Raw genomic sequence first — 19,468 nt, 5'->3', positions numbered from 1 at the left:
TTAGTTATAAAGGAATCGATAGTTTTTTATTCTAACACCTAAATTTAAAGTAGTATTATATGCGTAAATTTTAATGGTATTTTAAAAAATATACGTTTTATTTTCACGAAATTAGAGCTGTTTAAATTTGACTAAAAAAGAATTGTTTGGAAGAAATAAACCCATTTAAAAGAGCGCATTTAATTAATCAATTAAAAAATGAAACCCATTGGGATGTTATTGTAATTGGCGGTGGCGCAACCGGTTTAGGAATTGCATTAGATAGTACAACACGTGGGTATAAAACACTTTTATTAGAGCAAATCGATTTTGCTAATGGAACCTCAAGCAGAAGCACTAAACTCGTTCATGGAGGCGTGCGTTATCTGGCTCAAGGTAATATCGATTTGGTTAAAGAATCATTATACGAACGCGGTTTGTTATTAAAAAATGCGTCTCATTTAGTACAAAATCAATCATTTATAATTCCTAATTATACCTGGTGGGGACGAGTAAAATATATAATCGGACTTAAAATTTATGATGCTTTAGCAGGAAAATTAAGTTTTGGGAAGTCCGTCTTCATAAATAAAAAAGATACCTTATCCAGATTAAAAACTATTAAAACCGAAGGTTTAAAAGGAGGCGTCATTTATCATGATGGTCAATTTGACGATTCCAGATTGGCGGTAAATCTTGCTCAAACCTGTATTGAACATGAAGCCACTGTATTAAATCATTTTAAAGTAGAAGCATTACTTAAAAATGATAATAGTGAAGTTATAGGTGTTAGGGCAAGGGATACCGATACCTATACTACTTATACCATTAACGCGAAGGTAGTCATTAATGCTACGGGTGTTTTTACCGATGATATTTTGAAAATGGACAATGCTGATGTAAAAAATAGCATCCGACCCAGTCAAGGCGTGCATTTAGTGTTAGATAGAACTTTTTTACCTGGAGACGATGCGATTATGATTCCAAAAACCAATGACGGAAGGGTTTTGTTTTTAGTGCCCTGGCATAATAAAGTTATTGTTGGAACAACCGATACGCTACTTGATAGTCATAGTTTAGAACCTAAAGCATTACCCGAAGAAATAGATTTTATAATTTCTACCACAAATAGTTATCTGGCTAAAAAAGTTAGTAGAGAAGATGTATTAAGCATTTTTGCGGGCTTACGACCACTGGCAGCGCCTAAAGACAATTCAGAAAAAACTAAGGAAATATCTAGAAGTCATAAAATTATGGTGTCTAATTCCGGATTAATTACGATTACCGGAGGGAAATGGACAACGTATCGAAAAATGGCACAAGACACTTTAAATAAGGCCATAGCCATAGGTAAATTGCCAAAAAAAGTCTGTAAAACCAAATCTTTAAAAATTCATGGTGCTATAAATTCTACAGACAAAGCAAATCATCTTTACGTTTACGGAAGTGATAAAGATTTTATAGAAAATTTAATTAAAGAGAATCCAGAACTTGGAGAAAAACTGCATCCGCGATTGCCATTTACCAAGGCCGAAATAATTTGGGCAGTTCGTAATGAAATGGCACGAACACTCGAAGATGTGTTGGCGCGACGTGTTAGAACCTTGTTTTTAGATGCCCGAGCAACTTTAGAAATATTACCTGTTGTAGCAACAATGTTGGCAAAAGAATTGAATAAAGACGAATTGTGGGAACAACAACAAATTAAGGAATTCACTGAAATAGTAAAACAATACGTGTTAACTTAGCACGTATTGTTTTTATTTTCTACTTATTTATGTTGTTAATTTTTTAGGCCAAATTTAGCTAAAATAGTATCTAATAAGCACCATTGCGTTATAGAAGACTGTAACATATTAACGCCAATAAAAACCGTAAACCACAACCAGTTAATATTTACATATACAGCCAACACTAAGCTTATAAGTATAAACGAACCTACAACGGCTCTAAAAACTCTATTTTTCATATTCTATTTTTTAATTTGATTTTTCTATGTTCACTACAGCCACATGAATGTGAGATAGCGATTTTTGTTTGCTGTTAAATTCTTCAATCAATTTGAAAAGTAAATCAATAGAATCTTTTTTTACAAATGCATAAAATAAGATGGATTCTGTTTGATTCATTTCACTCGAAAACCAATTTGATTCTACAGCATCTTCAGTGCTATCCCGATATCCTGTAACATCTCTAAAGGAAAAGGTTTTAACATTGGCTTTTTTAAGTTGCGAAATGATGTCTTTTTCAAATTGTTTAATCGCGGTAATAATAACTAGTTTCATGTTTTTATATTTAATTATTATTTTCTAAAGTTTCGTTCTTTTCCCATTTTTTACGTTCGGTGATGTAGTAAATTAATGGTACTACAATAAGCGTTAATAATGTAGATACAATAGCACCTGCTACTAACGATATGGCTAAACCTTGAAAAATAGGGTCGAATAAAATAATAGACGCTCCAATAACAACGGCACCAGTGGTTAGTAAAATAGGGGTAGTTCTAACGGCTCCGGCATCAATGATGGCTTGTTTTAGCGGAACGCCGTCATTCAATCGAATCTCAATAAAGTCGATTAAAAGTACCGAGTTTCTAACCATAACACCAGCCAAAGCAATCATACCAATAAACGAGGTGGCTGTAAAAAAGGCGCCTAAAACCCAATGTCCTAAAACAATCCCCACTAACGAAAGCGGAATAGCTACCATCATTACCAACGGTGTTTTAAAGTTTTGGAACCAACCCACAATAAGCATGTAAATAATAACGATTACAATTAAAAAAGCAGCGCCTAAATCGCGGAATACTTCCAAGGTTATTTGCCATTCACCATCCCATTTCACCGTAAAATCGGTTTCTTCGGTAGGCGATTCCATATACAATTCATTTATTTGGTATCCTTTAGGAAGTTTTATTTGTTGTAGTTTTTCATTCATTCCTAAAATAGCATATACCGGACTTTCTAAAGCTCCTGCCATATCTGCTAACACATAAACAACGCGTTTTTGATCCTTTCTATAAATGGTATGGTCTAAAGTTTCTTTTTTGATTGAAACCAAATCGCTTACCGGAATTACATTTCCACGATTACCTTTAATTTTTAAATTTTGAATGTCGTACAGCGAGGTTTTATCTTTATCGTCTAAAGAAAGCACAATACTGACATTATCGTTAGAGGTTTCGTCGTACAGATTAGCTATTGGATATTCGCGTAGTAAATAGGTTAAATTACCAACCACTTGCTGTGGTGCGATACCGTGTAACATGGCTTTTTCTTTATCTACTTCCAATCGGTATTCAATTTGATTTGCTTCAACCATCCAATCGGCATCTACCACATCAACCGTATTTTCTAAAATGCTTTTAACCTGATCTGCAACTTTAATTTGCTCATCATAGTTTGGTCCGTAAACCTCGGCAACCAAGGTAGAAAGTACTGGTGGCCCTGGCGGAACTTCTACAATCTTAACATTCGCGTTGTGTTTTTTCGCGATTTTTTGAATATTCGGACGCACAATTTTAGCAATGTCATGACTTTGTAAATCTCTATCTTCTTTGTGTAAAAGATTCACTTGAATATCTGCCATATTACTACCACCACGTAAATCGTAATGACGTACTAAACCGTTAAATGTAATAGGGGCCGAGGTGCCAATGTAGTTTTGGTAATCAACAACTTCGGGTATCGATTTTAAATATTGTGTAATCTCTTGAGTCACTACCGCAGTTCGTTCTAAGGTGGTGCCTTCTGGCATATCAATTACTACCTGGAATTCATTCTTGTTATCAAAAGGCAGCATTTTTACCGCAACAGATTTTGTAAAAAACATTAAAACAGATCCTACAAGTAGCACTACAGTAATACCTAACATGACATTTCGTTTTTTAGAATTATCTAAAAACGGTTGTTCTATTTTTTTGTAGATTTTATAAATCGCACTCGTTTCTAAACCATCTTCTTCTTTATGGGCTTGTTCGTCTTTTTCTTGAAGCAAATGATACCCTAAATATGGCGTTACCGTTAAAGCCACAAATAACGAAAGAATCATAGCAATAGAAGCTCCAATAGGCATTGGGCTCATGTATGGTCCCATCATTCCAGAAACGAAGGCCATTGGTAAAATGGCAGCAATAACTGTAAAGGTTGCTAATATGGTTGGATTTCCAACTTCATTAATAGCGTAAATCGCGGCTTGTTTAAAAGGTAAACGTTTCATTTTAAAATGCCTGTGCATGTTTTCGGCAATAATAATACTGTCGTCTACCACAATACCAACCACAAAAACCAAGGCAAATAAGGTAATTCTGTTTAAAGTATACCCCAGCATGTAATAAGCGAATAAGGTCAATGCAAACGTTAATGGTACCGAAAAGAACACCACTAAGCCACCACGCCACCCCATGGCAAGCATTACTAAAATAGTCACCGCTAAAATGGCAACACCTAAGTGTAATAACAATTCACCTACTTTATGCGATGCCGTTTCACCATAATTTCTGGTAACATCAACATGAACATCGTCTGGAATTAAGGTTGTTTTTAATTTTTCGATGTGCGTTAAAATTTTATCAGAAATTTTCATCGCATCGGCACCTTTAACTTTAGAAACGGAAATAGTAACCGCTGGATATTCCGATTTAAAATCGTTATACGCTTCGTTAGTGTTACCCAAACCAAATGACACATAGCTTTTAGGCGACGATGGTCCGTCTTGTATCGTAGCCACCTGTTTCAAGTAAACAGGCATGTTTTTATGCACGCCAATCACTAAATTTTCTACATCTTCAGCCGTTTCTAAAAAGCGTCCGGTAGTTATTAAATATTCGGTATCGTTATTCACAAAACTACCCGATTGCGAGCTGCTATTATTGGCTTTAATCATTTGCATAATGCCTAATGCATCTACAGCGTTTCCAGCCATTTTATCTTTATCTAAAACCACTTTTAGCTCGCGGTTTCTTCCTCCAATTACTTTGGTAATAGATACATCTTTTACTTTTTCAATTTCCGATGTTAATTCTTCGGCTATTTGGCGCAGTTGAAAATCATCATAATTTTCACTCCAAAGCGTTAGCCCAAGCATGGGCACATCGTCAATAGAACGCGTTTTAACAATGGGTTTAAAAACACCTTCCGGAAACATGTTTTCGTGTTTCATCAATTCGTCGTAAAGCTTCACATACGAGCGTTCTGTGTCTTCACCAACATAAAACTGAACCACCATAACCGCTTGCCCGTTCATAGCCATACTATGCACGTGCTCAACACCTTTAATGTTCGAAATAATTTTTTCTAAAGGCTTCACTACGCGGTTTTCAACCTCGGTAGGGTTTGCCCCAGGGTAACCAACCATTACATCGGCCATGGGCACGTTAATTTGTGGTTCTTCCTCTCGTGGTATTAAAAACGAACTGTATATTCCTATAATCATCAACCCAATCATTAACAAGATTGTTAGCTTAGAGTTGATAAAAAAATGAGCAATTTTGCCCGAAATTCCGTCTTGCATGTTCATATATTTTTTGGGCGTTTTAACAGGCTATCCGTTACAATCTTTTTTTTGTTTCGTCATTGCGACGTCATTTTTTACTTTGCTGTAGCAATCTCTTGCGAGAAAATGACGATTATAATTTCAAAAAAAAGGATTTTCACTGCTATCCTTAACGCGTTATTTATTACTATCCCCAAACCCCAAAGGGGCTATTTGAGTCTGTTTTTTTTAATGTATTTCTATTCTTTTTTAAAGTCATTTATTAAACTCCCTTCCCTCAGGGAAGGGCTGGGGATGGGATTACTTTTGCGCCATTATATAATTTTCCATCGGCAGAAATGATGTACGCTTCGTTGGCCGATAAACCAGATAATACTTCCACCTGATTACCAAAAGTTCTGCCCAAGCGCAACCAGCGTAATAAGGCTGTATTACTTTCACTTACGGTATAAATACCAGAAAGCTGACCTTTAGTAACTAACGCATCTTTTGGTACTAAAACCACATCTGTTTTTTCTTGAGTTTCCGTAGGGAATTGTACGGTTACAAACATTCCAGATAAAATAGGAACATCCGTTTTATCTAAAGCAATTTTAACCACGTATTGTCCGCCCGTATTTTTGGCCGAATTACTTACTTCAGTAACTTTACCTTTTACCGTTTTGTTAATGGACTTTACAAGTACATTCACCAATGTACCCGATGCTATTTTAGAAATATCACTTTCTGGTACATTCGCTACTACTTCAAAATTCCCTGGTGCTTCAACCGAAATTAAAGGCATCCCAGGATTTGCCATATTACCTTCTTCAATAGTTTTGCCAGTAACAATACCACTAAAAGGTGCTGTTATATTCGAATATGCAAATTGTGCATTAATTTCGTTTTTCATTTGGTTAGCGCCTTCTAAACGGGCTTTTGCCATTTCGTAATGCGCGGTCATATCATCAAATTCTTTTTGTGATACGCTATTGTCTGCCAATAAATTTTTAAACCTGTTATAATCCTTTTTCGCATTGTTAAAAGCTGCAGTCGCTTCAGTAATACCTGCATTTACTTGTGCTTTTTTAGCTTGTAAATCGGTATTGTTTATAGATACTAACAACTGGCCTTTATTAACTTTATCGCCCACTTTTACATGAACTTTAGTGACATAGCCCATCATTCGTGTGCTTAAATTGGCACTATTTACAGCTTCAATCGTACCACTTGCTGTTAAAAAAGAATTGGTTATGTTCTCATTTAAAGCACTAACCTTTACAGGAATTGCACTTTCGCTCGAGGCCTTTTTTTCGTCTTTACCACAACTTATAACAAATAGTGCTAAAGTTACTAGGGCAATTATATTAATGTTTGTTTTCATTATTGGAAATTATTCTTTAGTTAAAAAATCTAAGTATGCTTGTGTGTAATTGTATTCAAAAATTGTTTGGTAATATTCTAATTGTTTTTGGGCATATTGGGTTTCTGCCATTAATAAATCAGATGTTTTTTCTAGGCCTTCTTTAAATCTATTGGTTCTAATTCTTAAGGATTCTTTAGATTGCTCCATTGCCAAAGAGGTTAAATGCAATCTGTTTTCAGCATCAGTAAGCGCCCGTTTTGCTTTGTTTAATTCCAGTTGGCTTTGCGACACATATTGTTCGAATTGTAGTTTCGATTTTTCAAATTCGGCTCTGCTTTTTTGTGCTTTTCCAATGCGTTGCGATCCTTTAAAAATATCCCAGCTTAATTGTGCACCAATTAAATACCCATTAGCATCACCTTGAAACACTTGGTCGTCATAAATTTCATAGCTACCAAAAGCGTTTAAGCGTGGTAGAAATGCCATTTTATCAGCTTTATTCATAGCTTCGTAAGCTTCTGTAACCGATTCCATGGCTTTAATATCAGAGCGATTTTGAGAAATCATGACATTGTTTTTATCATCTATCTTGTTAATAGCTAAAGAATCACTTGGTTGATAAATAACATAAGATTCATCATTCATTAAAAACGACAGATAATTAGAGGCATTTTGCACATTGCTTTTAGCCGTTTGTAACTGGTTTTTTACTTCGGTTACGTGCACTTCTACGTTTAAAATATCGGCACGTTGTAAATAGCCTTGTTTAAAACTATTTTCGGCCAGCGATTTGTTGGAGTTAGCTGCTTCTAATGCTTTTTCTAAAACGGCAACACCTCGGTAAGCCAATTGCAGTTGCATATAAGCCTTTTCTACTTCTATAGATAAATACTCTTTAGTTCGTTGCGATTGTAACGACATGGCTTCCATTTTAGCCTTAGCCGCTTTACGCTGATAAATGCCATCTATATTAATTAATGGTTGTTGAATTTCTAGTTTTGTGGCAAAGTTTTGAATTTGATCTGGATTGTTTAATAACGCAGGATTAAAATCGTTTTGCGTTAAGATTTCCTGATTTAATTTAGAACCAAACGCCATTAACGGATTGGTAGTAGAGATACCCGTATGCGAAGCCGTAATATTAGGCAAAAAAATGGCATTGGTTTGTCTGTAATCTGCGCGTGCACTTTTAAAATCTTCGTTCGAAATTTTAAGTGACTGATTGTTCTCTGAAACTTTGTTCAATACTTCAGACTTAGAGATAGGCACTACTTGCTGCGCCTGAAGTACTGAGACAAAGCTTAAAAACACGAAAGATATTTTAAATAATTTAGTATTCATTGTTTGTAATTTGATATTGCAAATGTAGGGTAGACAAGAAGTGTTGTAAGTAACCTAAGTTACTGACGGTTTATATATAGGCATCTATGAATGTTTCATCTGTTATTCTTGTTTTTAAGTGATTTTAAAAAAAATAATAATGCCTTAAATTAGAACAAGACCAAATGTTGAGCACTGATAAATATCAGTTTGGAAGAAAATTTTTATGTTGGTTGTTTTAGGTACAAAAGCAAAAAGTACCCTATAAGAGTACTTTTAGCTATCAATCAATTAAAATCTAACAACTTCTACAAATTGTCAGCGAGTTTTTCTCGTGCCACCGTGTCCACCGGCAACAATAACCATCACTTTTATGCTTAAAATGAAGAATTTAAATAATTGAATTATTGGATTCATCATTTTAAATCGCTGTATTGGAGATATTCGTTTTGTCATTATATAAGTTTTATGGTTGTGTTATTTTGAACTATTTAGCAAATTTTGATTCCTTTTACTCAAGAATCAACATTTTGTAGTTTGATTCCTATTCAGGAATAAGCTTCGTATAGTTTGATTCCTATTCAGGAATCAACCACCAAAATGGTTTCATTTTTGCTTTATAAATAAACGCATAATGCAATGCTAATTTTAGCCAATGTCCCGCTAAACCAATAGAGCCAAATGTTTTTCCTAAATGTCGTCCTTGTGTTTTTGGATATTTAACGTAATCTGGAACAATTGGGTAGGTGGTAATACTAATGCCACTGCCTTGAGTTAATCCAAATCCAGCCGAGGCAATACAAGCAGCTCCCATATTACCCATAGAGCCTTTATGGTGTAGTGATTCTTCACCTTTTTTTATTGAATCAATAATATTGTCGGCCACTAATTTGGCTGTAATGCCAGAGGGCATTCCTGTTCTAGGCGGTGAAGGAAAAATTTCGGTACCATTTTTACTTTTTCTAGGTTTTGAAATACTATGTGGTGGTGCAAATGCTATACCGGGTGCAAATATGTTTTTATAGCTAGGATTTTGATAGGTTTCTGGCCAATCTTGAACTGTCCATTCTTCATAAGGTTTAGGTGTGTAGTCGGCATCTACAATCATAAATCCTTTAAAAAGCTTTTCGGTTATATCCTGATTGTTTTTATCGAATGCTTTAAAACCATGTCCTGAAAATGATGGGATAAGCATGGCAAAATCAAATGTTTCGGTTTTAGTTTCACCTTCTAAATTTTCGTAGTGTACAATACCATCTTCAATTTTGTTAACTCCTGCACCAAGAATCCAGTTAATTTCTCTGTCTTCAAAAATCATTTCAACCATTTCACTCGATTTCATGGTCATGCTCGCATAGCTAAGTAACATGCCATCCATTCCAAAATCACCTAATTTGTATTCGTTCGAAATCCAAGTTATTTCTGCCATATCTCGTACTTTATGGCGCCTTAATTCTTGTTCTACATTTAAAATATACTCAAATGCTGCGCCTTGGCAAGTTGCTTTTGCGTGTCCAGTTCCTATTAAAATTTTAGCCTTTTTGCCCTTTTTCATATCTTCAATAAGTGCATTTAATCCTTCCCAGGCATGGTCTGCATGTGTATAGGTGCAAACAGAATAGGTTTTATTAGAACCTGGATTTAAACCTTGGGTGGCTTCAAAATTTAATTTTGGACCCGTGGCATTTATTAAATAATCATAGGTTACTTTTTCTTGTTGTCCTTTATTTTCTCCGGCTACATATTCTGCTATCACATAGGGTTTCTGCTCTTTAGCATCCCCTTCAGGATAAAACGAAATTACTTTTGCTTGCTTAAATCCAATCCCTTTCTTTTTATATAAAGGAGCTAACGGGAACAAAATTTTCTCCGACTTTATTCTGCCAATACCAACCCATATATTTGATGGAATCCATTGGTAATTAGCGTTTGGAGATACCACAACTACTTCGTGGTTTTTTGAAAGTTTTCTGCGTAAATGCGATGCCGCCACATGGCCGGAAATACCAGCACCTAAAACAACAATTTTTGACATTTGAATATAAATTTTATAAATATAATTTATTGATAAGTAATGTATTGTAACTAAAGTGGCAAAAGAATAACTATAATTTAAGAATCCAGATGGTGTTTAATAGCATGGGCCATTGCTTTCTGATAAAATGCTATTAAACGCTTCTTGAGTTAAGAATTGTGGTGTATAGGTTTCGCCAAAATTTACTATGCCTTTATTAAAACTTTTTAGGTGCTTTTTAGAACCACATTGTAATCTTTTAAAAACGGTTATAATATCTGGGTTTGTTGTGCTGTTAATGTATTCTTCTAAATCAACGATGTCTAAATCTTCAATAGTTGCTCCAACTTTTAAGGCATTGGTGCTACTTAAAGATCCTTGGGTAACAAACCGATTATAATAGTTTTGAATGCTTTCATTTTCAAATTGTCCAACGGGTAAAATCGTGTAATTAATTTGATAAATTTCAAGTAAATTTACAATGGCATCCATATGGGTTTGTTCACTATTTTTAATATTAGAAAACTGATTCATTGACCATAAATTATTTAAATAAGTATAGGTGTCTCTGGCAAGTTTTTCTTCTTCTAACATAAATAATAAAGCTTCTTTGTCTTTTTGATTTATAGTTTGGTTTGGAGGATCCTTGATGTCATCATTTTCATTACAGGCAAATAAAAAGGAAACGGAAAACATTAATAATATAACGGCTGTAATTGTTGACTTTTTCATGATATGCTGAATTAATTTACATGTAAATTTCAGAAATAAAATCAAGCATATCAGCAACTTATGTTACTTAAGAAAAAAGCACTCTAAAAAGAGTGCCTTTAACATCAACCAACCAAAATTCTGACTGAGAGGCCAGAATATATTTTTACCATAATACAAAGGTAATTCTCTTGATAAGATGCTACAGCAACAAAAGTTACACAGGGAATTAGGTTGTTTTTTTGTAACTCCAAACAGCCAATCCATTCATAATAATGGCATACGTAAGCGTTTTTGATAGCTGTGGAAGAATGTCCATAAACCCAGAACCTTTAAGCATAACCATGCGCATCACTTCTACAAAGTATTTAATTGGATTAAATTCGGTAAGTATTTGGGCCCATTTTGGCATGCTTTCAATGGGTGTAAACAAACCACTCATTAAAATAAAAATCACCGTAAAAAACCAAGCGATAAACATAGCTTGTTGCTGGGTTTCCGTAAAGTTCGATATAAACAAACCAATTCCTAAAACCACCAATATGTAAATAGAAGTATAAAAATACATCAATGCTAAACTGCCTAACATGGGCACATTAAAAATAAGTTTAGCAATAGTTAATCCTACAGTTAACAGTCCCAATCCTATAACCCAAAAAGGAAATAGCTTGCCAATAATAAACTGGCTTTTCTTAATGGGTGTTACATTTATTTGCTCTAAAGTGCCTATTTCCTTTTCTCGTACAATGTTCATTCCAGAGAGAAATAAGGTAATCATTGTTACTAATAATACCAATATGCCAGGCACCATAAAGGTTTTATAGTTAAGCGTTTCGTTGTACCAAAACAAGGGAATAGTTTCAATGGTTGAAGACTGTACTTGAGCATCTGATATCGTCATCAACTCCATTTTTATATTTTTATTGAAAGTTTGCACAATTTGGCTAACATACACATTTTCTACACCCGCAGCAGAGCCATCAATAGCATTAATGGTAATACCCAAATTAGCATGTTTGTTTTTTTGTAAATCGCGTTCAAAATGAGATGGAATTTCTAATACCACATCAACGTCGCCATTAAGCATGGCGTCACTTGCTTGCGTTTCTGAAGAAAAATTGTTTAAAACTTTAAAATAAGTGGAGGCTTCAAAAGCATCGACTAGAGCACGAGAATGTGAAGAGTGGTCGTTATCAATATATGCAAATTTTATATTCTTTATTTCAAATGTTGCGGCATTAGATAATATAATCAACTGGAGCAATGGCATGACAAAAATAATAGGTAGCATCCCTTTATTTCTAAAGATTTGTTTGAACTCTTTCTGTATGATATAAAAGATGATTTTCATTATTCTAATCTAATTTTATATTTCTTCACACTCAATCCAATAAAAAACACGGTCATTCCTAATAGAATCAAAGTTTCTTTCCAAATAAATTGAAGTCCCACACCTTTTAGCATAATACCTTTTATTATGATGATAAACCATTTCGCAGGAATGATATTGCTAATAATTTGAAGCGGTAAAGGCATACTTGAAATCGGAAAAATAAATCCGGATAATAAAATTACTGGAAGCATCAATCCCATTAACGAAATCATCATAGCGGTTTGTTGTGTAGCCGAAATGGTTGAAATTAAAATACCTAAAGCCAAGGCGCTGATAATAAAAAGAATGCTTTCTAGAGCCAATAAAAACAAACTTCCTTGAACGGGCATTTTAAAGATGAAAATGCTCAGTAAAACAATTACGATAGCATTTATAATAGATAGAAAAATATAAGGAAACACTTTGCCAACAATAACCTGAAACGGTTTAAGTGGCGATACTAAGAGTATTTCCATGGTGCCTAATTCTTTTTCTCTGGTTATGGAAATAGAGGTCATCATTGCCGAAACGAGCATTAAAATTATGGTCATTACCCCAGGAACAAACATATAAACGCTTTTTAGTTCCGGATTATAAACCATGCGCGATGCTGGAACGATTTGATAAACAATTGTGATGTCTTTATTTAATTGTTTTTGATACTGTTGAAGAATGGCACTTACATAATTACTTATGGTATTAGCAGTATTTGGGTCTGTGGCATCTGTAATTATCTGAACCGTGGCTTTTTTATCTTTAATAAGTTTTTGACTGAAGTCTTTCTCAAAATTTAAAACGGCTTTTACATGCCCTTTTTGAAATACAGAAGCAATATCTGCCTCGCGTTCAATTATCTGTTTGATACTAAAGTATTTTGATGCCGATATTTTATTGATAATTTCTTGTGTATTGACATCTTTCGAATGGTCTAAAATGGCAATGTCTACATTGTTTATTTCGTTGGTAATGGCAAATCCGAACAATAAAATTTGTGCAATAGGCATTCCGAAAAGTATAAACAGCGAGCGTCTATCTCTAAAAATATGGTAAAACTCTTTTTTTATAAAGCCAATAAATCGTTTCATCCGCGCGCTAGTTTTAAAAACACATCGTTCATGTTTTCTACCTTAAATTGTGCTTTTAGTTTTTTTGGTGTATCCAAAGCTTCTATTTTTCCATTTACCATAATGGAAACGCGATCGCAATATTCGGCTTCATCCATGTAATGAGTGGTGACAAAAATGGTGGTACCTGTATTAGCTGCTTTATAAATCATTTCCCAAAACTGACGCCTTGTAATAGGGTCTACGCCACCTGTTGGTTCATCTAAAAACACAATTTTCGGATCGTGTAACAAGGCGACTGAAAAGGAGATTTTTTGTTTCCAACCCAAAGGCAATGACCCAACCAGTTGGTTTGCTACGTCTTGTAAACCCAATTCGTCAATTAATTCTTTAGCCTTTTCTCTAATTCTTGCTCGAGATAATCCATAAATGCCACCAAAAAACGTAATATTTTCTTTAACCGTTAGGTCATCATATAAGGCGAATTTTTGACTCATATAACCAATATTCTTTTTGATGTCTTCTGCATGCGTAAACACATCAAAACCAGCCACCATAGCGTTTCCAGAAGTAGGATTCGAAATACCGATTAGCATTTTCATAGCGGTGGTTTTTCCTGCACCATTAGCGCCTAAAAAACCAAATATTTCGCCTTTTTTTACTTCAAAAGAAATGGCATTTACAGCTGTAAAGTCACCAAACATTTTGGTTAGGTTTTCTACTTCTATGACGTTGTTGTTATTCATATTCTGTCTTATATTGTAACATTGAGCAAAGTAAGGATGTACTATAGTTTTGATTGCACTTCGACTGCGCTCAGTGTGACAAGCTTGAGGATAACCTCTATTTAGCTAATTCCATAAAGGTGTCTTCAATAGTAGCTGCTGTTTTATCAATGTGTATGTTTGATAAATTTTTAGTTTCCAAATACGTTTTTAATTCTTCAGGATTAAAGTCTGTTCTACTGTCTGTATAATGTACAAACTCGCCAAAAGGATACACACTATGTTTATGTTCATAATCATTTAAACCCATTATTAATTGGTACATGTTATTTGCACTCACATTAAAAATTTGTTTGGGATAGTGCTTTACAATCGCTTTTGGAGTATCAATCTCTAGAATTTTTCCATCTTGAATGAGTGCAATTCTATCACACAATGCAGCTTCGTCCATATAAGGTGTCGATACTAAAATAGTGATGCCTTTTAGTTGTAATCGTTTTAACATTTCCCAGAATTCCTTACGCGATACAGGATCTACGCCAGTGGTTGGCTCGTCTAAAAACAGCACTTTTGGTTTGTGAATTAAGGCGCAACTTAAGGCCAGTTTTTGTTTCATACCGCCAGAAAGTTTTCCAGCTCTACGATTTTTAAAAGGTTCTATTTGTACGTAGATATCTTTTATTAAATCGTAGTTTTCTTCGATGCTTGTTCCAAAAATCGTAGCGAAAAAATTGAGGTTTTCTTCAACCGTTAAATCTTGATACAAAGAAAACCTCCCGGGCATATAGCCAACACTATTTCTTATGTTTTTATATTCCTTAACGACATCAAAACCTGCTACCAATGCACTGCCTTCATCTGCAAATAAAAGGGTGGTTAAAATTCGAAAAAGCGTTGTTTTTCCAGCACCATCGGGACCTATAAGACCAAAAAGCTCTCCAGGTTTTACTTCAAAAGTAATATTCTGAAGCGCTTTTACGTCTTTATAAGATTTTGATATGTTGGTGATGGAAATACTCATTTCGGGCTAATTTTGAACCGTAATTTTAGGTTCCATGGTTATTTTAGAAGTAATGGAGTTTGATATTAAACAGGCTTTTTCAGATTTCTCAAGAATTTTTAAGGCGCGTTCGCGTTGACTTTCATCTGAAATAAAAACTTCTGGATAAAGTAGTACTTCTGTCATAACAAATTTTCCATCTACTTTGTCTAAAATGCCTTTTGAACCACATTTAAAACTGATGAATTCGAATTTAGAATATTCAGAAACAGCTAAAAAAGTAGTCATTAAACAACTGCTAACGGCGGCAGTAAACAAATGCTCTGGCGACCAAATGTTTGGTATGCCTTTATCAAATTGTGGCGGGGTTGCTACTTCAATGCAGTTTGTTTTAGTAGATTCTGCACTCATTAATTCTGGAGAACACATCATACCTTTGCGGTCTTGTGTCCAGCTAATGTTTACATTGTATTCATGTTTGTCCATAATATTGTTGTTTTAAATTGATATTAATTGTTGTTTATCCACATTTCTGCAGGCATGCCAATTTTTAGGCTTCCGTCGTTTTTAACTTTTATTTTAACAGCATAAACTAGCGCCACACGTTCTTCTTTGGTTTGAATGATTTTTGGGGTAAATTCAGCTTCCGACGCAATCCAATCAATAGTTCCTTTATAAGATTTCATCGCATCTGCATCATCAATTTTCACCTCTACTTCTTGCCCGATTTTAATAGCCGCAAGTTGAGTTTCACTTACGTAAACACGTAAATCCATGCTGCTTAAATCGGCAATTTTATACAATGGTTTTCCAAAAGATGTAATTTCATTTGGTTCGGCATATTTAGCCAAAACGGTTCCGTTGATTGGGTTTTTAATGATGCTTTTTTTAATTTGGTCGTCTAATTGTTGCAATTGTACATCAATGCTTTTTAATTCGTTTACAACAGGCGCATTTTGTATTTCAATGCTTCTAATTTGTTGTTTAATAACATCAATTTCGCCTGAAGCATCATCGAGTTGTTTTTGTGTTCCAGCACTATCTTTTATTAAATTTTGAATTCTTGTTTTGTTGATGTTCGCCGTTTTTAATCTCGCGTTTAGTACCGAAATTTGAGATAACACACCTTTAGATTTGGATACGGTTACAGCTTTTGAAACCAATAATTGTTCTTTTTTTAACGAAAGTGGAATAGTGTCAATATAGCCTAAAAATGCCTCTTTTTTAAGAATATCGCCTTCATTTGCGTCAAATTGCATTAGTTTTCCATTGTTTTCGGCTGATATTGTGATTTCTGTAGCTTCAAAATTTCCGTATCCATCGGCTTTTCCATTAGAGTTGCTACACGATATTAATGTGCCTGTAATAAAACTAATGCCTAAAATATATTTGTTAAAGTTCATAATGGTTTTATTTAGTTTCCTGATGTAATATTATAATTTGCTTTTGCCAATTCAAATTGAATTTGGTGGGTTGCCAAACTGTTTTCGGCTTCGTTTAAGTTTGTTAATTCTGTTATGTATGCAGAAGTAGTAATAACACCATTACGAAGTTGCGATTCGGTGGCATTAAGTACCGTTTTTCGCAAGGCAATAATGTTGGTATCTATCTTTATTAAATCAGAAATTTTTTTTATTTCTTTCTGGTAGTTATTGCGTTCAATATTTGTGTTTAATTTAAAAGTTTCTAATTCTGTTTCAACCAAATCTTTATTAATAGCCAGCGATTCTCGTTGTTTTTTATTGATGTTCCAATCAAAAACATTCCAGTTTATTTTAACCCCAACGGTATAGAATGTTTGAAACGAATTATCCAGCATATTTAATCCCGGGTTGCCATAACCGCCCGTTGCAAATCCGACAAGTTTTGGTGAATTTTGTTTTTTAATTAAAGCTTCGGATAAATTTATTTCTTCCTTTTTTAGTTGAAATAAATCCAATTCCGGACGATTAATTTCATCGTTTATGGTGGTTTGTGTTAACGGAATTATAAACGAAGTTTCTTGGTTAAGCAATGTGCCAGTTAATGACGACAGATTGTCGATCAGCGATAATTTGTTGCTGTTTATTTCTGAAAATTCTTGGTCTATTTTTAATAATTCAGCTTCTAAAACCTTGTCTGAACTAGGCAATAATATGCCATTATTAACACCAGACTTTACTTCTTTAAGTTGCGCTTGTAATTGGGTTTGCTTTTCGGTTAAAAGTTGTTTTTTCTTTTCTAATAAAATTATTGAAAAGTAGAGTTCATTTACTTTTTGTTTTAATTGGTATAAGCTTACTTCTACTTGTTTTTGTTGCGTTTGTAGCTGTGCATTTTTAACTTGTGAAGAGGTGTTTATAATGCCACCATTATATATGAGTTGATTCACAGAAAGGGTGGCGCGATATTGGTCTTTATTTAGGGGTTCAATGCTGGTATTTGGTATAGGGATACTAATGACATCCGATTGATAGGTAGCTTGCGCTGAAAGATCTAATTGAGGTAATTTGGCTTTGGAAATAACCTCTAAATCTAAATTGTTTTGTTGTTTAAATAGTTGCGATTGTTTGGCTATTGGGTAATTTGTTGTTACCAAATCATAACATTCCTGCAATGTTATGGATTGTTGTGCAACCATTGGAAGCGCGAAAAGTATAGCTATAAGATATAGTATTCTGTTCATTTTATTTTCTTTTAATGGCGTTAATTATAAAATTTGAAACCTCGTTTTTTCTGGCTTCAAGTATGGTATTCATGTCTGCGTCGTTTTTGTTAATTAAGGCTTTTACCAATGGTTTTGCAACAAATGGAAAAATATTTAAAGCCATAATATTGATGAATAACTGTTCTGCTTCAATAGGAATTATTAATCCCATTTCAACCTCTTTTTTAACCTGGTTTTTAAATTTTTCAATGTTTGGAAACCCACTAATCGTTTGAATTGTCGACATAAATTCTGGGTTTCTGTTTAACTCTTGTATGATAAAATTAGGGAGATAGGGGTGTTTAATGATGAAGGAAATATAATTGAAAGAAAAATTTTTAATCTTATCTTCAATAGAAGAATCATCGTTTAAAATGGCATTTAATTGGGGTGACAATAATGAAAAGGCATTTTTAAAAACGGCTTCAAAAAGTAATTGTTTACTTCTAAAGTAGTAGTGAAGCATGGCTTTGTTTATGTTGGCTTCATCGGCTATTTCTTGCATACGTGCGCCATCCATTCCTTTATTTTGAAATACACGTTTAGCAGCTTCTAAAATGTTACTTTCGGTAGAGATGTCTTTATCTTTTGTCATATTAAACTATATGGTTTAACCAAATGGTTAACAAATATATAAAAAATAATCAAACCGTATCTTAGTTTGATTATTTTTTAACTTTTTAATGGTCGCCGTAACCTATATCATCCATTTTTCCTTTAAATACTTTGTATTGAATAACGAAATAGATAACCACTAAAATTGCGGCTATAATAAACCAGTTAAGGCCTACTGTTAAACCATACTCATGTGCCGCCACATTATAAACCGTTAGATCTGGATTTACAGAATTTGTTGATGGTAATAATTTTGGAAAAATTGAAGCCACCGTAGAGGTTAATCCGCCAAATAAAAAAAGTGATGAAAATAAAAACCCTGATCCATCTTTTTTAAATGATTTCACTTTAAATAATCCAAATAGTCCTGTGAAGGTTATTATTGGAAAAATAAATAGCCAAGGCCGATTTAAAAAATTATGAAACGGTTGCGGCTCTATAATGTGCCATATAAATAATGAGATAATAACCAAGCCAAGTAGTAAAAAATTGAGGCTAAAAATAACTTTTTTTAGCTTGGAATTTAAATCGGAATTTGTTTTAAAAATTATCCAGTTGGCACCGTGTATGGTTAGAGATACAACCCCGATAACACCTAATAATATTGTAAACCAGTCTATGATGCCTAAATGCTCTGCTTGCGGACTAAACGTAGAATTCCAAAGGGGTAAAAAGAAATAATGCGCTTCTTGTGTTGATACGCCGTTGGTTACCATTCCTAAATTTACACCTCTTACCACATTACCTAGGGCAATTCCAAAAAATAAAGCTAAAAGTAAACTTGCCATTCCAAATGCTTTATCCCAAATCGCTTCCCACATTTTATTATGTACTTGTCCGCGTAATTCTAAACCAATAGCTCTAAAAATAAGTAACCATAAAATCATAATAAGCGGTAAGTAAAACCCACTAAAGGAGGATGCATACAGCGTTGGAAATGCAAAAAACAGCACGCCACCAGCAGCAATTAGCCAAACTTCGTTAGCATCCCAGAAAGGACCGATAGCATTTGTAATTGCTTTTTTGTCTTTTTCTTTTTTAGCAAAAAATAAGTGAATAATGCCTGCTCCAAAATCGTAACCATCTAAAATCACATAGATTGTTAACATGGTCATTAAAACGATATACCAAAATAATTCCATAG

General features: G+C 34.0%; 18 protein-coding genes. 1 reads left to right on the top strand and 17 read right to left on the bottom strand.

Features of this window, described 5'->3' with window-relative positions; translation table 11 throughout:
* Positions 1-146: 146 nt before the first annotated feature.
* On the top strand, positions 147-1,727 hold the full coding sequence (locus ACFQ0I_RS11910; protein ID WP_379942540.1) for a glycerol-3-phosphate dehydrogenase/oxidase: 1,581 nt from the start codon (positions 147-149) through the stop codon (positions 1,725-1,727).
* Between the two features lie 35 nt (positions 1,728-1,762).
* On the opposite strand, the gene ACFQ0I_RS11905 is transcribed toward ACFQ0I_RS11910, so the two are convergent.
* The 17 genes from ACFQ0I_RS11905 to cydB form a co-directional block, all read right to left on the bottom strand.
* Positions 1,763-1,948 (bottom strand): YgaP family membrane protein, encoded by a 186-nt coding sequence (locus tag ACFQ0I_RS11905; RefSeq protein ID WP_379942539.1) that lies wholly within the window; start codon positions 1,946-1,948, stop codon positions 1,763-1,765.
* Between the two features lie 10 nt (positions 1,949-1,958).
* On the bottom strand, positions 1,959-2,264 hold the full coding sequence (locus ACFQ0I_RS11900; protein WP_379942537.1) for a hypothetical protein: 306 nt from the start codon (positions 2,262-2,264) through the stop codon (positions 1,959-1,961).
* 10 nt (positions 2,265-2,274) lie between these two features.
* On the bottom strand, positions 2,275-5,490 hold the full coding sequence (locus ACFQ0I_RS11895) for an efflux RND transporter permease subunit (protein ID WP_379943040.1): 3,216 nt from the start codon (positions 5,488-5,490) through the stop codon (positions 2,275-2,277).
* Positions 5,491-5,749: 259 nt separating this feature from the next.
* Positions 5,750-6,835: an efflux RND transporter periplasmic adaptor subunit gene (locus ACFQ0I_RS11890; RefSeq protein ID WP_379942535.1), complete on the bottom strand. Its 1,086-nt coding sequence runs from the start codon at positions 6,833-6,835 to the stop codon at positions 5,750-5,752.
* 9 nt (positions 6,836-6,844) lie between these two features.
* Complete coding sequence (locus ACFQ0I_RS11885; protein ID WP_379942533.1) at positions 6,845-8,158, bottom strand: TolC family protein; 1,314 nt, start codon at positions 8,156-8,158, stop codon at positions 6,845-6,847.
* Positions 8,159-8,455: 297 nt separating this feature from the next.
* The gene (locus ACFQ0I_RS11880; protein WP_379942532.1) at positions 8,456-8,593 is read right to left on the bottom strand and encodes a hypothetical protein; all 138 of its coding nucleotides are present in this window, start codon (positions 8,591-8,593) and stop codon (positions 8,456-8,458) included.
* A 121-nt stretch (positions 8,594-8,714) separates the two neighbouring features.
* Complete coding sequence (locus tag ACFQ0I_RS11875) at positions 8,715-10,172, bottom strand: NAD(P)/FAD-dependent oxidoreductase (protein WP_379942531.1); 1,458 nt, start codon at positions 10,170-10,172, stop codon at positions 8,715-8,717.
* A 96-nt stretch (positions 10,173-10,268) separates the two neighbouring features.
* On the bottom strand, positions 10,269-10,883 hold the full coding sequence (locus ACFQ0I_RS11870) for a DUF2202 domain-containing protein (protein WP_379942529.1): 615 nt from the start codon (positions 10,881-10,883) through the stop codon (positions 10,269-10,271).
* Between the two features lie 208 nt (positions 10,884-11,091).
* The gene (locus ACFQ0I_RS11865) at positions 11,092-12,213 is read right to left on the bottom strand and encodes an ABC transporter permease (RefSeq protein WP_379942527.1); all 1,122 of its coding nucleotides are present in this window, start codon (positions 12,211-12,213) and stop codon (positions 11,092-11,094) included.
* The gene (locus ACFQ0I_RS11860) at positions 12,213-13,319 is read right to left on the bottom strand and encodes an ABC transporter permease (protein WP_379942525.1); all 1,107 of its coding nucleotides are present in this window, start codon (positions 13,317-13,319) and stop codon (positions 12,213-12,215) included. The genes ACFQ0I_RS11865 and ACFQ0I_RS11860 overlap by 1 nt, the downstream gene beginning before the upstream one ends.
* Positions 13,316-14,044 carry an ABC transporter ATP-binding protein gene (locus ACFQ0I_RS11855; protein ID WP_379942523.1) on the bottom strand — a complete coding sequence of 243 codons (729 nt, stop codon included), beginning with the start codon at positions 14,042-14,044 and terminating at the stop codon, positions 13,316-13,318. Before ACFQ0I_RS11855 ends, ACFQ0I_RS11860 begins: the two co-directional genes overlap by 4 nt.
* Positions 14,045-14,141: 97 nt before the next feature.
* Positions 14,142-15,044 (bottom strand): ABC transporter ATP-binding protein, encoded by a 903-nt coding sequence (locus ACFQ0I_RS11850; RefSeq protein ID WP_379942521.1) that lies wholly within the window; start codon positions 15,042-15,044, stop codon positions 14,142-14,144.
* A gap of 6 nt (positions 15,045-15,050) precedes the next feature.
* On the bottom strand, positions 15,051-15,509 hold the full coding sequence (locus tag ACFQ0I_RS11845; protein ID WP_379942520.1) for an OsmC family protein: 459 nt from the start codon (positions 15,507-15,509) through the stop codon (positions 15,051-15,053).
* Between the two features lie 23 nt (positions 15,510-15,532).
* Complete coding sequence (locus ACFQ0I_RS11840) at positions 15,533-16,426, bottom strand: HlyD family secretion protein (protein WP_379942519.1); 894 nt, start codon at positions 16,424-16,426, stop codon at positions 15,533-15,535.
* A gap of 11 nt (positions 16,427-16,437) precedes the next feature.
* Positions 16,438-17,688, bottom strand: a complete 1,251-nt coding sequence (locus ACFQ0I_RS11835) for a TolC family protein (RefSeq protein WP_379942517.1) — start codon at positions 17,686-17,688, stop codon at positions 16,438-16,440.
* Position 17,689: 1 nt separating this feature from the next.
* The gene (locus ACFQ0I_RS11830) at positions 17,690-18,304 is read right to left on the bottom strand and encodes a TetR/AcrR family transcriptional regulator (protein WP_379942515.1); all 615 of its coding nucleotides are present in this window, start codon (positions 18,302-18,304) and stop codon (positions 17,690-17,692) included.
* Between the two features lie 85 nt (positions 18,305-18,389).
* Positions 18,390-19,466: a cytochrome d ubiquinol oxidase subunit II gene (cydB, locus tag ACFQ0I_RS11825; RefSeq protein WP_379942514.1), complete on the bottom strand. Its 1,077-nt coding sequence runs from the start codon at positions 19,464-19,466 to the stop codon at positions 18,390-18,392.
* Positions 19,467-19,468 lie beyond the last annotated feature (2 nt).

The organism is Mariniflexile aquimaris (genome assembly GCF_042676825.1).
Lineage (GTDB): Bacteria > Bacteroidota > Bacteroidia > Flavobacteriales > Flavobacteriaceae > Mariniflexile > Mariniflexile aquimaris.
The sequence above is the reverse complement of the archived record's forward strand: the minus strand, read 5'-3'. Positions and strand labels throughout refer to the sequence as shown.

What these genes read in the sequence shown, in the direction of transcription:
- ACFQ0I_RS11905 (WP_379942539.1), bottom strand. Translation starts at nt 1,948, where the DNA reads ATGAAAAATAGAGTTTTTAGAGCCGTTGTAGGTTCGTTTATACTTATA.
- ACFQ0I_RS11900 (WP_379942537.1), bottom strand. Translation starts at nt 2,264, where the DNA reads ATGAAACTAGTTATTATTACCGCGATTAAACAATTTGAAAAAGACATC.
- ACFQ0I_RS11895 (WP_379943040.1), bottom strand. Translation starts at nt 5,490, where the DNA reads ATGCAAGACGGAATTTCGGGCAAAATTGCTCATTTTTTTATCAACTCT.
- ACFQ0I_RS11890 (WP_379942535.1), bottom strand. Translation starts at nt 6,835, where the DNA reads ATGAAAACAAACATTAATATAATTGCCCTAGTAACTTTAGCACTATTT.
- ACFQ0I_RS11885 (WP_379942533.1), bottom strand. Translation starts at nt 8,158, where the DNA reads ATGAATACTAAATTATTTAAAATATCTTTCGTGTTTTTAAGCTTTGTC.
- ACFQ0I_RS11880 (WP_379942532.1), bottom strand. Translation starts at nt 8,593, where the DNA reads ATGACAAAACGAATATCTCCAATACAGCGATTTAAAATGATGAATCCA.
- ACFQ0I_RS11875 (WP_379942531.1), bottom strand. Translation starts at nt 10,172, where the DNA reads ATGTCAAAAATTGTTGTTTTAGGTGCTGGTATTTCCGGCCATGTGGCG.
- ACFQ0I_RS11870 (WP_379942529.1), bottom strand. Translation starts at nt 10,883, where the DNA reads ATGAAAAAGTCAACAATTACAGCCGTTATATTATTAATGTTTTCCGTT.
- ACFQ0I_RS11865 (WP_379942527.1), bottom strand. Translation starts at nt 12,213, where the DNA reads ATGAAAATCATCTTTTATATCATACAGAAAGAGTTCAAACAAATCTTT.
- ACFQ0I_RS11860 (WP_379942525.1), bottom strand. Translation starts at nt 13,319, where the DNA reads ATGAAACGATTTATTGGCTTTATAAAAAAAGAGTTTTACCATATTTTT.
- ACFQ0I_RS11855 (WP_379942523.1), bottom strand. Translation starts at nt 14,044, where the DNA reads ATGAATAACAACAACGTCATAGAAGTAGAAAACCTAACCAAAATGTTT.
- ACFQ0I_RS11850 (WP_379942521.1), bottom strand. Translation starts at nt 15,044, where the DNA reads ATGAGTATTTCCATCACCAACATATCAAAATCTTATAAAGACGTAAAA.
- ACFQ0I_RS11845 (WP_379942520.1), bottom strand. Translation starts at nt 15,509, where the DNA reads ATGGACAAACATGAATACAATGTAAACATTAGCTGGACACAAGACCGC.
- ACFQ0I_RS11840 (WP_379942519.1), bottom strand. Translation starts at nt 16,426, where the DNA reads ATGAACTTTAACAAATATATTTTAGGCATTAGTTTTATTACAGGCACA.
- ACFQ0I_RS11835 (WP_379942517.1), bottom strand. Translation starts at nt 17,688, where the DNA reads ATGAACAGAATACTATATCTTATAGCTATACTTTTCGCGCTTCCAATG.
- ACFQ0I_RS11830 (WP_379942515.1), bottom strand. Translation starts at nt 18,304, where the DNA reads ATGACAAAAGATAAAGACATCTCTACCGAAAGTAACATTTTAGAAGCT.
- cydB (WP_379942514.1), bottom strand. Translation starts at nt 19,466, where the DNA reads ATGGAATTATTTTGGTATATCGTTTTAATGACCATGTTAACAATCTAT.